Origin of the sequence: Streptomyces sp. BE20, assembly GCF_036322525.1 — a bacterium.
Taxonomy (GTDB): domain Bacteria; phylum Actinomycetota; class Actinomycetes; order Streptomycetales; family Streptomycetaceae; genus Kitasatospora.
This window is the reverse complement of the sequence record NZ_JAQYWW010000507.1, coordinates 102,519-115,470: the sequence shown is the minus strand read 5'-3', so window position 1 is coordinate 115,470 and position 12,952 is coordinate 102,519. Positions and strand designations below refer to the sequence as shown.

Genomic DNA, 12,952 nt, shown 5'->3' with positions numbered 1-12,952 from the left:
ATCCGCACCACCCGCACCGGGACCGCCCGCGCCGCCGCCACCGCGCGGCGCGGGCGGTACGGGGCCCCGGCCGTCCTGCTCGCCCCGTTCCTCCTGCTCTTCACGGCCTGCACCCTCGTCCCGATCGGCTACGCGGTCCGGCTCAGCCTCTTCACCGAGCGCCACTCGGGACTCGGCTTCGGCGGCACCGAGACCGTCTTCACCGGCCTCGGCAACTACACCCGGGCCCTGGAGGACGAGGCCTACCGCGAGGGCTTCCTCACCATCGCCCGGTACTGCCTGCTCTACATCCCGCTGATGGCCGGCTTCGCACTCGTCCTCGCCCTGCTGCTGGACTCCGCGCTGACCCGCGCGAAGCGGTTCTTCCAACTCGCGCTGTTCATCCCGCACGCCGTCCCCGGCATCATCGCGGCGCTGATCTGGATGTACCTCTACACCCCCGGCATCAGCCCGGTGCTCGACGCCCTGGAGACCCTCGGCACCCAGCCCGACCCCCTCGGGAACCCCCTGCCCGCCGTGGTCAACATGGCCCTGTGGCAGTGGACCGGCTACAACATGGTCATCTTCTACGCCGCGCTCCAGGCCATCCCCCGCGAGGTGCTGGAGGCCGCCGTGGTCGACGGCGCCGGCCCGCTGCGCACCGCCCTGAGCATCAAGATCCCGCTCATCAAGCCCTCGCTCGCCATGGTCGGCCTGTTCACCGTCATCGGCTCGCTCCAGCTCTTCACCGAACCGATGATCCTGCACGGCACCGCACCGGGCGTGGTCTCCACCTGGACCCCCAACATGTACGCCTACACCGCCGCCTTCGAGCGGGGCGACTACGGCCTGGCCGCCGCCTCCTCGGTGCTGCTCGCCCTCGCCGCCGCCCTGCTGTCCTTCGCGGTCACCCGGGCCACCCGCAGCCGTTCCGACCGCCGGAAGGAGGCCGCGGCATGAGCACCCCCCGCCGCCCCTGGACCCTCTCCGGGACCGCCGTCAACGGCACCCTCGTCCTGGCCACCGTCTACACCCTGCTGCCGCTCGGCTGGCTGCTGACCGCAGCCGCCAAGAACACCGCGGACCTCCTCGGCGGCAACGCCCTGACCCCCGACAACATCAACCTCGGCCGGAACCTGCACGACCTCGCCACCACCGGCGACGGCATCTACTTCCGCTGGTACCTCAACTCCCTGCTCTACGCGGGGTTCGGCTCCGTGCTCTGCGCCCTGGTCTGCGTCGCCGCCGGCTACGCCTTCCACGTCTACGACTTCCCCGGCAAGGAGAAGGTGTTCGGACTGGTGCTGCTCGGCGTCCTGGTGCCCACCACCGCGCTCGCCCTGCCGATGTACCTGCTCGCCTCCGAACTCGGCATCGTCAACACCTTCTGGGCGGTCTTCCTGCCCTCCCTGGTCAACCCCTTCGGGGTCTACCTCGCCCGAGTGTTCTGCGCCGGCTACGTCCCCGGCGAGGTCCTGGAGGCCGCCCGGGTGGACGGAGCCGGCGAGCTGCGCACCTTCTGGTCGATCGGGCTGCGCATGGTCATGCCCGGCTTCGTCACCGTGGTGCTGTTCCAGTTCACCGCGATCTGGAACAACTTCTTCCTGCCGCTGGTGATGCTCTCCGACAACGAGCTCTTCCCGGTCAGCCTCGGCCTCTTCACCTGGAACGCCCAGACCAAGGCCTTCCCCGAGTACTACCCGCTGGTCGTCACCGGCGCGCTCCTCGCCGTCGTCCCGCTCATCCTCGCCTTCGTGCTGCTCCAGCGGCACTGGAAGGCCGGACTCACGGCAGGGAGCGTCAAGTGAACCCCGCCGCCCACGCCGACCCCGAGGGAACGAACACCATGCCCCACCCCCCGGCGGCCGAGGGGGCCGGCGCGGTGCGCCGCCCCCGCGCCGTGCTCGCCATGCAGCGGGACCTCACCGGCCGCCTGATCGACGAGCACACCATGGCCCGTCTCAGCGCCCTGGCCGACCTCGACCCGGCGCTCGTCCTCGACGACTTCACCACCCCCGAGGCCGCCACCGCCCTCGCCGGGGCCGAGGTGATCGTCTCCGGCTGGGGCTGCCCCCCGATCGACGAGGCCGTCCTCGCCGCCGCCCCCCGGCTGCGCGCCGTCATCCACGCCGCGGGCTCCGTCAAGCACCACATCACCGACGCCTGCTGGCACCGCGGCATCCAGGTCACCTCCGCCGCCTGGGCCAACGCCCTCCCCGTCGCCGAGTACACCGTCGCCGCCGTCCTGCACGCCAACAAGCAGCTGCTGCGCATCCGCGAGGACTACCGGACCCGCCGCGCCCCGTACGACTGGCAGGCCGCCTACGCCGACGCGGGCAACTACCGGCGCACCGTCGGCATCGTGGGCGCCTCCCGGATCGGCCGCCGGGTCCTCGAACTCCTGCGCCCCCACGACCTCGACCTGCTCCTCCACGACCCGTACGTGGAACCGGCCGAGGCCGCCCGCCTCGGCGCCCGCTCCGTCGGGCTCGACGAGCTGTGCGCGGAGAGCGCCGTGGTCAGCGTCCACGCCCCCGAGCTCCCCGACACCCACCACCTGATCGACGCCCGGCGGCTCGCCCTGATGCCCGACGGCGCCACCCTCGTCAACACCTCCCGCGGCTCCCTCGTCGACCAGGACGCCCTGGTCCGCGAGCTGACCACGGGGCGGCTCGACGCCGTCATCGACGTCACCGTCCCCGAGGTGCTGCCGCCCGACTCCCCGCTCTACGACCTGCCCAACGTCGTGCTCACACCGCACATCGCGGGCTCGCTCGGCCGCGAGCTGCACCGGATGGCCGCCGCCGCGGCCGACGAGCTCGCCCGCTACACCGCCGGACAGCCGTTCGCCCACCCGGTCCACGCCGAGGACGCCCACCGCACGGCGTGAAGCGCGCCGTCCACGGCCCGCCGCCGCCCGACCGACCCGACCCGGGTGCTCGGGCGGCGGTCAGCCGTCGATCCGGTGGGCGGCCCAGAACGGGGCCAGGTCCTCGGCGGTGGCGGCCTGGGCCGCGGCCTTGAACGCCGGGGTGCTGCTCACGCCGTACCAGTGCTCGCGCACGTAGCCGCGGAGCAGGTCGGCCATCGCCCCGGCGCCGATCAGCCGGCGCAGGTCGTGCAGCGCGCACCCGCCGTACCCGTAGACGACCTCCCCGTACCGGGCCGGGTGGTCGTCCCAGTACGCCATGCCGTTGGTGACCCGCTCCTGCGGCGACGACCACGCGACGGAGTTCCAGCAGTCCGCCCCGTCCCGGCCGAGGGCCAGGTCCGTGGCGTACTCGGCGAACGACTCGTCCAGCCAGGGCCGGCCGTACTGATCGTCTCCGACGACGCCGTACCACCACTGGTGCGCGACCTCGTGGACGAGCGCGGTCGTGTTCACCCGGTCCAGGACGAATCCCGGGTACTCCATGCCGCTGAACCAGAGGTCGTCGTCCAGGACGGCGTCCAGCTCCGCGTACGGGTAGGCGCCGAACGCCCGGGAGTGCGCGTCCGTCGCGGACACCGCGACGGCCAGTATCGCCCGCGCGTCCTCCGCCCCGACACCGGCCACCGTGTGGACGTTGACCACCACCCCGCCCGCGGAGAGGCCCGAGACGGTGCCGAACGGGCCCGCGGCCCACGCGAAGTCGCGCACCTGCCGGGCGGTCGCCGTGGTGACGGTGCGTCCCGCGGAACCCGGGGCCCCGGTCGACGTGCCGGTGGCCGGCACCCCCAGGCCGGACGGGTGGTCCAGGGCGACGGTGAAGTCCGCGGCCAGGGTGTAGAAGGACTCCCCGGTGTCGGTGAACGGGTCGAGGTGCCAGCCCGCGGCGTCCCGCACCGCGAGCACCGGAAGCGCGTTGCCGAAGTAGCTGTACGCCCCGTGCCGTCCGAACCGGTCGGCGCTGTCCGCGCGTTCGGGGGCCCGGACGGTCAGGTCGAAGCCGATCGTGTGCCGGTCCCCGGGACCGAGCGGGACCGGCAGGGTGACCCGCAGCGCGGTGCAGCCCACCGAGAACGCGTCCCCGGCGGCTCCGGCCAGGCCCGTGACCGTGACCGCCGGGTCCGCGCAGCCCCCGTGCGCGTTGCCCCACAGACGGAGCTGGACCTCCCGGAGCGGTTCCGGGGAGTCGTTGGTGAAGCTCACCTCCTCGTGCCCCGACCACCGGCCTCCCGCGGCGTCGCCGGTCAGCGCGACCGTGTAGACCGCCGCTGCCGGGGTCGGTGCCGGGGCCGGCTCGTGCCGCCGGCCGCCGGGCGGCACGAAGCCGGTGGCGGTGGCGGTCAGGGCGAGGCAGGCGAGGACGGCCGGCAGGATCCGCACGGACCTGCCGCGCACCCCGGGGACCGGCCGGGGCGGGGCGGTGGACGGGGCCGTGAACGGGGTCGTGGACGGGCGGGTCGGGCTCCGGCCTGAGCCGGAGCCCGACCACGGGCGGTCGACGGTCACCGGCCGCCGTCGCCCTCCCGCAGGCGCAGCACCGCCCGCTCGACCGCCCGGTCGACGGCGGGCAGGCAGGCGGCGATGTCCGTGTGGACCACGTACTCCACCGACGCCACCGTGTGCAGGCCCTGCACCAGGAAGGTGTACTCCCTGCCGCGTTCCAGCAGCAGGACGATCGGCTTGCCGAAGGCACTCGCCCAGCCGATCTCGATGTGGGTCCCCGGGGAGGCCGGATGGCCCGGCAGCGCGACGAAGACGTCGGCCTTGCGGATCTCGTCCTGGTCGAGGCGGGTGCACTGCTCGGGCCGCATCAGCTCCGCGCCCCACGCCTCGCGGCGGTGGGCGTTGTGCACGGAGAGTCCCTGTGCCTCGAAGTGCTTGATCAGGACGTCGAACGGGGCCCGGGCGTCGGCCGGCATCTCGCCGGTCTCCGGGTCCAGGAGCTGGATGAACGGGCCGGCGAGGAAGATCGATCGGATGCCGAGGTCGGGGCGGGAGCCATCGGGCAGCGTGACGGTCATGGGAGTACCTCCGGGGCGGCGCCGGTGCGCGGTGTCGGGTGAGGGCCGACCGGCGGAGCGGTCGTGGACGGCGGACGGTGTGCCGGGTCAGTCCTTGCGGAAACACTGGATGAAGGCGTCACCGGTGGTGCCGCCGTGGGTGTACTCCGTGGTGTCGTAGGCGACGAACGGGTGCCGCTCGACCCGGATCGACCGGAAGTGCGGCAGGTACTGCCAGCGCAGCTCCGGCTTGGTGCTGAAGAACGGGATGAACACGCCGCCGGGCCGCAGCACCCGGACGACCTCCGGCATGGTCCTGGCCCACAGCTCGGCGTCCGTCCAGACGTCCATGTCGAGGGCCGGGTCGAAGAACATCCCGTCGATGCTCTCGGACGGCAGGTCGAAGACCCGCTCGAAGAAGTTGCCGCGCTCGACGGTCAGGCTGTCGGGCACCCGGGGGTGCCGGGCCCGGAAGAGGTCCTCGACCTCGTCGAAGAGTTCGAGCACGGTGTGGCTGCGGGTCGCCGGGTTGCCGGCGATGCGCAGCGCGGACAGGCCGAGGCCGAGTCCCACCTCGTAGAAGTCCCGGCCGTACTCGCAGAGCATGTCGGCGCTGGCCCACATGAGGTCCCGCTCCCAGGCCTGCATGGCCTGCTCGCCGCCGATGCTGAGGGTCACCTCGCCGTTCTGCTCGATCAGTTCGATGGCGGGCTTGGTCTGGCTCTCCATGGTTCTCCCTGGGGTTGCGGGTGGGTCAGGCGCTCCGGGGGACGACCCCGAAGTGGCGCCGGGCCGTCGAGACGGCGAGGTCCTGCACGGCGAACACCGTGAAGTAGTAGGCCTGCGGGGCCGTGCCGGGGGCGAACCGCACACGGAACGCGACATCCTCGGCCTGTCCGCCGGGGAGCTTGAGCCTGGTGGTGGCCGGCTCCACGGTGGTGTCCTCGCGCAGGTAGGTCGGGACGAAGAGCCCCAGCCGGACCGGGCCGGAGCGGGCCGCGGTGACCGTGGCCCGGACCTCCAGCACCCCGCCCTGTTCGACCTCGTCCGCGGCGTGGGCGAGCAGCGCGGGAGCGTCCGGGACCCGGAAGGTGACGTCGCCGCACCGCATGCAGACGGCGCAGGTGGTGTCCAGGATCTGCGGGAGCAGCCCGCGCCGGGTGAACTCCTGCGCGGGGCGGCCGCAGTGGCAGGTGACCTCGCGGACCTGCGGGTCCAGGCTGCTCCGGTCGCCGAAGTGCGCCGGGTAGTTCATGAGCTCGGTCTCGGGGTCGGCCGCGACCTGCTCGGTGATCACGTGGTCGAGGGACTGCAGGTCTGCCGTGAGGGAGGCGTGGATCTGTTCGGGCGACTGGTCGGCGAGATGCGTGGGCCGGGCCACCCAGAGGTCCACCTTGCGGGCGAGTTTGGTCAGCCGGGGCCGGAGCGGGTGGTTGTGCGGCAGCAGGTCGGACGCGAGGTAGGCGGTCAGCCGCCGGCCCACGGTGAGCAGCAGCGCGTCGGGCCGGTGGTCCGCCGGGGCCGGGGGCGGCGGGGTGTCCTCCGGTGCGCCCGGCAGTCCGAACCGCATGAACGCCGGGTAGGGGTGCGAGCCCGCCAGACTGGCGTTGAGGGTGTCGACGGAGTCGGCGCCGAGGAGGGCGCCGTGCATCCAGGCGACGTTCTCCGGCCGGTCGGAGTCGTGCACCGACACGGCAGACACCACCGTGCGGGCCGGGCCGTCGAGCGCGTTGAGCAGCAGCTGGTACTTCGGGTCGTACAGGGCGAGGTCCGCGAGCGGGCCGCTGTTGCAGGCGCTGAGCACCACCTCGACGGCCTCCACCCGGTTGAGGGGCACCAGCTTGTCCTCGGGCTTGTAGCAGGGGAGTCCGTACGCGCAGCGCGGGCCGAGCAGTCCGGGCACGGCGCGGGCCGTGCCGTTGAGGCCGCAGATGGTGAACTCGCCGAGGTTGACGCTGTCGTCCTTGCCGTGCCCCTGGAAGGCCACCCGCCGCCACCGGGTGCCGAGGATCTCCGCCTGGATGTCCGAACGCTCGAAGTCGCGGTCGTCGAAGACCTGGACGCCGGGCAGCCGCGGGGGCCGGTCGGTGTCGGTGAACAGGCCCAGCGCGTCGACGTCGAGGGCCGGTTCCGCGTACTGCTTGGCCACGTTCCAGACCACCGAGTCGCCGTCCCGGCCGCTCAGCAGCGTCAGCCCGTGCCGCGGGCCGCGGTAGGTGGCCATCAGCAGGGCCCGGACGGGGTCGAGGGTGAGCCGGTCGTAGCAGCCGACGACCAGCAGCGAGCCGGCGTGCCGGGCCCGGAAAGCCGGGAGGTCCGCCAGTTCCTCCTCGGGCACCCAGGTCCGGGCGAGCGGGCGGGCCAGCTCGGCGAGCCCCGCGGGCAGGTCGGCCGCGCCGAGGACGACTCCGACGTCCAGCGGGTGGGGTCGCCGCAGGCCGCCGTACAGCCGGCCCGCGAGCTCGACACCGGCTGCCAGGTCGGCGCGGTCCTCGGTCGCGACGGGCACCGGCGAGAGTTCCGGGGCGTCCAGGAACTCCCGGACGGCCTGGGGTAATTGCTGCCGGGTGACCTGGCGGAACAGGGGCTTCGGCCCGGACGGCCGGTCGGGCCGCCGGTCGGTGAGGGCTGTACTCATGAGGGACCACCTCGGGTCGTCCGCGCCGGAAGGGCGGGAGGGAAGGGAGCGGCTCGGGGCACGAGCCGACGAAGGGTGAACGGGTCGACGGGGCGGCGGAGGCGGGAGCGCCTGCGTGGCCGGAGGGAGCCGGGGGGACGGTGCGGGCCGGGGGGACGACCGGGACTGCGGGGCCGGCGGGGGCTCCGCGGACCGCGGGCCCCGCACGGGTGGCGCGGGCCGCACAGGCCGGCGGGGCCGGACAGGCCGGAGGGGCCGGACAGGCCGGAGGGGCCGGACCGGCTGCCGACCACGAGGGTCGCGGGCCCGGCCGTCACGCCGCACACTCCACCAGCGGGGCCGGCCGACGGGCCAGCAACCCCCGGCAGGCGAAGGCCAGTCCGGCGGCGGCCAAGGCGGTGCAGGTCGCCACCGCGAAGACCGCCCGCGGCCCGAACGGGTCCATCAGCAGGCCGCCGACCTGCTGGCCCAGCGCGTCGCCCAGGACGGTGGCGAGCGACGCCCAGGTGAACGCCTCCGCCAACGACCGGCCGTCGGCGATGGCGCTCACCAGGGTCATCTCACTGGCGGACACCAGGGCGATGGGCGCGCTGCCCACCGCGAGTGCCAACGCCAGACCCACCTGGGAGCCGGCGAGCAGCGTCAGCCCCGTCCCGAGGGCGTACGCCAGCAGCAGGCGCGGGAAGCGCACCTGGGGAGGCACCCGGGACTGCGAGCGGCCGAGCCAGAGGGCGCCCAGGGCGCTGCCGATCCCCCAGCACGCGTACACCACGCCCGCACCGCCGGGGGCCCCGTGCCGGGCGACGAAGGCCGGGATCGCCAGGGTCAGCAGCCCGACGGGCACCGCGGAGACGGCCATGACGGCCGCCAGCGCGAGCAGGGCCGGTTCGCGCAGCGGACCCAGCAGGCCGCCCCGGTCCTTCGGGCCGCCCGGGTCCTTCGGATCGTTCCCGCCACCCGGGCCACCCGGGCCGTCCGGAGCGGACGCCTCGGCGCCGTCGGTGCCGGGGGGCAGCCGGGTGTGCGCGAGCCCCAGCGTGCCCAGGCCGCCGAGCACCGCGACCGTCGTCAGCGCCAGGCCCGCCGAACCGACCAGCATCAGCGCCGCCAGCATCAGCGGCGCGCCGATCACCAGGACTTCGGTGAGCAGGGCCTCCCAGAGGTAGGCCGTCTCGCGCTCCTCCTCCCGGAGGGGCAGCCGCGCCCAGAGCGAGCGCATGCAGGCGTTCGCCGGCGGCAGCACCACCCCGGCGACGACCGCCACCACCGGCTGCGCCCACCCGCCGGGGCGGGTGACCCAGACCAGGACGGCGAGGGCCGCCGGGTACGCGAGAGCCGTGGCGGTCAGCACCGTCGCCCGCCCGCGCCGGTCGAGGCGGCGGGCGATCAGCGGACTGCCGAGGGCCATCCCGAGGGTGTACAGCGCGGCGACCAGACCGGCCTGGGCGTAGCTGCCGCCCTGCTCACGGACCGTCAGCACGACGGCCAGCGACATCAGGTAGACCGGCAGCCTGGAGACGACGCTCCACCAGGCCGCGCCGGCCACCCGGGGTCGGGTGAGCAGGTCGAGGAAGCGACGGGGCAGGCCGCTGGTCACGTGGTCGGTCTCCGTTCCGTGGCCGCCCGGGGGCGGCGGGGTCGGTGGTGCGGCCCCTGCCCGCGGACGACGCGAGCGAGGCGGGTGGTGTGGGTGGTGCGGGTGGCACTGCTCGCGCGCGTGGGATCAGAGCGGGACGGGGTCGGTCTCCCGCTCCGGCACCACCTCGATCGTGAACCGGTCGAGCACCTCGCGCATCCGTGCCTCCACCTCCTCCACCGACCCTCCCACGACATGGGCGTACCCCGAGGCGTTGTGCGAGGCCCGACGGGCCGTCACCGCGTCACCGGCGGCGACCTTGAGCACGGCGTCGACGACCCCCGGCATCCCCAGGATCTCCTCGCGGGACGTGATCCGCCCGACCCTGCCGGACCCGGGCAGCGGCAGCAGCAGGTCGCCCGCACAGCGGCGCTCCCGGTAGGCCAGGTCCGGGCGGCGGCCGAGGTAGACCGCCAGGGTGGCCCCGAACACGTCGAAGCCGTACGCGTGGCCGTGGTTGGCGGGGATCTCGCAACCCGCGAGCCGCACGCCGATCTCCCCCGCGTACACCTCGCCGTCGATCAGGAAGAACTCCATGTGCGCGTACCCGTGGTCGACGCCCGTCCCGGTGACGATGCGCTGGACCAGCGCCCGCAGGTCGACCGGCGGGCCGTCCCCGGTGCCGACGCTGATGTTGGCGTTCATCGCCCCGTCGACGATGTCCAACGGGCGGCAGGGCATCGCGCTCGGCCACGCGTCCAGGACCTCGCCGTCGAGGATGAGCGCGCACACCTCCCACTCGGTGCCACCGAGGTGCTCCTCCACCATCCAGTTCCGCGCGCCGAGGTCGATCCCCGCGAGGTCGCCCGGCCCGGTGAGCCGGTGGGTGTCCACGCAGGCGAACGAGTCCACCGGCTTGAGCACCACCGGCCAGCCGTGCCGGGCGGCAAACCGCCCGACCTCCTCGGCCGACCGGACCCGCGCGAACTCCGCCGTCCTCAGGCCGAGTTCACGGAAGCGCTCCTTCATGGCGGCCTTGTCCCGGACCAGGACCACCTGCTGTTCGGTCAGGTGCGGGAGGCCCGCCAGCTCCGCGAACCGCTGGGCCACCGCCTGCCGGGGCTCCGACGGATTGCAGAACCGGCTCGGGGCCGCCGGCAGCCCGGCCGCCCACTCCCGGTAGCGCTTCGCCTCCTCCTGCGCCGGCACGTCCTCGCGCACCCAGAAGGCGGGCAGGTGCGCGGTCTCCAGGAGGTAGTCCTCGGGCAGGTCCGGCGCCGTCCCGGCGAACCTCAGCAGGACCAACCGGCCGGCCAGCTCCCGGGCCGCGTAGCGGGTGAACGAGGACGGCCGGTCGTCCACCATCAGCAGCACCTCGGCGTCGGTCACACCGCCTCCAGCGCCTGGCGGACGGCCTTGGCCGCGAGGGCCTGTTCCTCCTCGGACAGTTCCGGGGAGAGCGGCACGCACAGGGTGCGGTCCAGGAGGTCCCTGGTCCGTGCGAAGCCGTCGCGGCTGAGCGCGAGCGGGCCCTCGGGCGCGTGGTTCCACGGAAAGCCGTCGCGGTAGAGCGAACGCCGGCCGGTGAGCACCGGGTGGTCGGGCAGCAGGTACTTCCCGAGCGTCCAGTTGGCGATCCCCGCCGCGGTGAGCGCCGCCACCGAGGCGTCCCGCAACTCCCTGCTCTCGCACCGGAACCGCAGGCTGACCTTCACGTCCCCGGCGGCCCGGGGCCGCACCACCAGGTCGGACCGGTTCGGCAGCTCGGCCATGGCGATGGCGTACATCCGCTCCAGGCCGGCGAGCAGCTCGTCGAGGTGCCGGAACTGCTGGCACTGGACGGCCGCGACCTGCTCGCTGGTCACGAAGTTCTCGCCGAAGTGGGCGTCCCGGTTCCACGTCGGGTAGTGCCCCGGCACCCGGGCCGAGCCGTGGTCGTGGTAGCGGCGCATGGTCGCCCAGGCGTCCTCGTCGTTCGTGACGAGCAGCCCGCCCTCGCCCGAGGTGAGGACCTTGTTGTGGTGGAAGCTGAACGTCCCCGCGTACCCGGCCGTCCCGACGTACCGGCCGTCGGGGAACCGGGCACCGAGGGACTGGGCGCAGTCCTCGACGAGGTACGGCACGCCCCCCGGCAGGGGTGCCACGGTGCCCTCCATGTGGGCCGTGATCACCCGCTGCGCGTCGGGCGGCAGCAGGGTCGGGTCCATCGAGAGCGAGTCGTCGGCGTCGACCAGCACCGGGACCAGGCCGCAGGACAGCACCGCCCCGGCCACCGCGACGAAGGTGACCGCCGGGATGTGGACCAGGTCGCCGATGGCGGGCCGGGTGGAGATCAGCGCCAGCCGCAGCGCCTCCGTGCAGTTGTGGACCGCCAGGGCGTGGCCCGCGCCCAGCCGCTCGGCGACGCTGCGCTCCAACCGGGAGGCCATGCTCTCGGTCTCGGTCTGGTAGCGAAACAGGACCTGGTGCTCGATCACCTCCTGCAGCTCCGCCATGTCGGACCAGTCGAGGTAGTTCGCTCCGTAGGGCAGGAAGCGCTGCCCGAGCCGCTTGTCGAGAGAGCTCATGGGGTGTCTGACTCCGTGATCGGCTGCGCGGTACCGTCGACGACCATCTCCTGGCCTCGGTAGTTGCGGAGCAGCAGGCCGTCGGGGGTGGGGGTGTAGGAGGGCTGCGCGATGGGGATCTTGCCGATCTTCGTCGTCAGCACGTACTGGGGGACGCCGAACCCGGTGATGTGGCCCTGGAGGCCGGCCATGATCTCCCAGCCCTTCTCCACGGACGTCATGAAGTGCGAGACCCCGGTGACGTTGTCGCAGTGGTAGAGGTAGTAGGGCCGGACCCTGATCCGCAGCAGCTCGGTCATCAGGGTGCGCATGGTGTCGACGTCGTCGTTGATCCCGCGCAGCAGGACCGTCTGGTTCCCGACCGGGATCCCGTGCCGGAGCAGGCGGTCCACGGCCGCCGCGGCCTCCGGGGTGATCTCCTTCGGGTGGTTGAAGTGGGTGTTCAGCCAGACCGGGTGGTACCGGGCGAGCATCGAGCAGAGCCCCTCGGTGATCCGCTGCGGCAACAGCACCGGGAACCTGCTGCCGATCCGGATGATCTCCACGCTGGGGATCGCGCGGAGCCCGGCGATGATCTCCTCCAGCTTGCCGTCCTGGTAGGACAACGGGTCGCCGCCGGTCAGCAGGACGTCCCGGATCTCCGGGTGGTCCGCGATGTACCGCAGGTCCTCGTCGTACGAGCCGCCCTCGTCGTCGCGGAAGTAGGTGCCCTCGACGTCGGTCGTGTGGAACTTGCGCGTGCAGTGGCGGCAGTAGACCGGGCAGGCCTCGGTGACCAGCATGATCACCCGGTCCGGGTACTTGTGCACCACCCGGTTGGTCTTGCGGTAGAAGGTGTCGCCGACCGGGTCGACCTCGGCCCCGGGGAACTCCATCAGCTCGCCGAGCGCCGGCACCGCCTGCAGCCGGACCGGGCAGGCCGGGTCGTCCGGGTCCATCAGCGACGCGTAGTAGGGGGTGACGCTCCAGCGGTACTTGCCCGCCACCCCGGTGATGGCCTTCTCCTCGTCGACACTGAGGTTGATCCACTGCCGGGCCTTGTCGGCGGTGGTGATGCGCCGGCGCATGTGCCAGCGCCAGTCGTCCCAGTCGGTCTCGGGGACCCTGGGGCGGATCAGTTCGGGGCGGGTGGCAGCCGTGGGTTCGCGGAGGGTGTCGGACATGGCGGCTCCAGCACGAGGCGGGCGACGTGGGTGAGGGGGGCGGTACCGGCGTGGCCGGACCGGCGGGCTGACGAGGTGACGGGACGGACCGCTGCGGCGA

Annotated in this window: 11 protein-coding genes; 3 read left to right on the top strand and 8 right to left on the bottom strand. The window is 73.5% G+C overall.

Features of this window, described 5'->3' with window-relative positions; genetic code table 11:
• The 3 genes from PUR61_RS07710 to PUR61_RS07700 all read left to right on the top strand — a co-directional run bounded on the left by PUR61_RS07710 (position 1) and on the right by PUR61_RS07700 (position 2,869).
• The gene (locus tag PUR61_RS07710) at positions 1-939 is read left to right on the top strand and encodes a carbohydrate ABC transporter permease (protein ID WP_380354124.1); all 939 of its coding nucleotides are present in this window, start codon (positions 1-3) and stop codon (positions 937-939) included.
• Positions 936-1,787 carry a carbohydrate ABC transporter permease gene (locus tag PUR61_RS07705; RefSeq protein WP_329877028.1) on the top strand — a complete coding sequence of 284 codons (852 nt, stop codon included), beginning with the start codon at positions 936-938 and terminating at the stop codon, positions 1,785-1,787. Before PUR61_RS07710 ends, PUR61_RS07705 begins: the two co-directional genes overlap by 4 nt.
• A gap of 101 nt (positions 1,788-1,888) precedes the next feature.
• Positions 1,889-2,869 (top strand): hydroxyacid dehydrogenase, encoded by a 981-nt coding sequence (locus tag PUR61_RS07700; protein ID WP_329877063.1) that lies wholly within the window; start codon positions 1,889-1,891, stop codon positions 2,867-2,869.
• Between the two features lie 60 nt (positions 2,870-2,929).
• Here the strand turns inward: PUR61_RS07700 and PUR61_RS07695 are convergent, their stop codons facing one another.
• The 8 genes from PUR61_RS07695 to blsG form a co-directional block, all read right to left on the bottom strand.
• Positions 2,930-4,303 (bottom strand): M1 family metallopeptidase, encoded by a 1,374-nt coding sequence (locus tag PUR61_RS07695; RefSeq protein ID WP_329877026.1) that lies wholly within the window; start codon positions 4,301-4,303, stop codon positions 2,930-2,932.
• 107 nt (positions 4,304-4,410) lie between these two features.
• Positions 4,411-4,929 (bottom strand): nucleoside 2-deoxyribosyltransferase, encoded by a 519-nt coding sequence (locus PUR61_RS07690; RefSeq protein ID WP_329877024.1) that lies wholly within the window; start codon positions 4,927-4,929, stop codon positions 4,411-4,413.
• Between the two features lie 87 nt (positions 4,930-5,016).
• Positions 5,017-5,637: a class I SAM-dependent methyltransferase gene (locus PUR61_RS07685; RefSeq protein WP_329877022.1), complete on the bottom strand. Its 621-nt coding sequence runs from the start codon at positions 5,635-5,637 to the stop codon at positions 5,017-5,019.
• Positions 5,638-5,662: 25 nt separating this feature from the next.
• Entirely contained in the window at positions 5,663-7,546 is a 1,884-nt protein-coding gene (locus tag PUR61_RS07680; protein WP_329877020.1) for a hypothetical protein, read from the bottom strand.
• Between the two features lie 313 nt (positions 7,547-7,859).
• Entirely contained in the window at positions 7,860-9,143 is a 1,284-nt protein-coding gene (locus PUR61_RS07675; RefSeq protein WP_329877018.1) for an MFS transporter, read from the bottom strand.
• A gap of 126 nt (positions 9,144-9,269) precedes the next feature.
• Positions 9,270-10,511, bottom strand: a complete 1,242-nt coding sequence (locus tag PUR61_RS07670; protein WP_329877016.1) for an ATP-grasp domain-containing protein — start codon at positions 10,509-10,511, stop codon at positions 9,270-9,272.
• On the bottom strand, positions 10,508-11,689 hold the full coding sequence (locus PUR61_RS07665) for a DegT/DnrJ/EryC1/StrS family aminotransferase (protein WP_329877014.1): 1,182 nt from the start codon (positions 11,687-11,689) through the stop codon (positions 10,508-10,510). Before PUR61_RS07665 ends, PUR61_RS07670 begins: the two co-directional genes overlap by 4 nt.
• Positions 11,686-12,852: an arginine 2,3-aminomutase gene (gene blsG / locus PUR61_RS07660; RefSeq protein ID WP_329877012.1), complete on the bottom strand. Its 1,167-nt coding sequence runs from the start codon at positions 12,850-12,852 to the stop codon at positions 11,686-11,688. Before blsG ends, PUR61_RS07665 begins: the two co-directional genes overlap by 4 nt.
• Between the last annotated feature and the right edge of the window lie 100 nt (positions 12,853-12,952).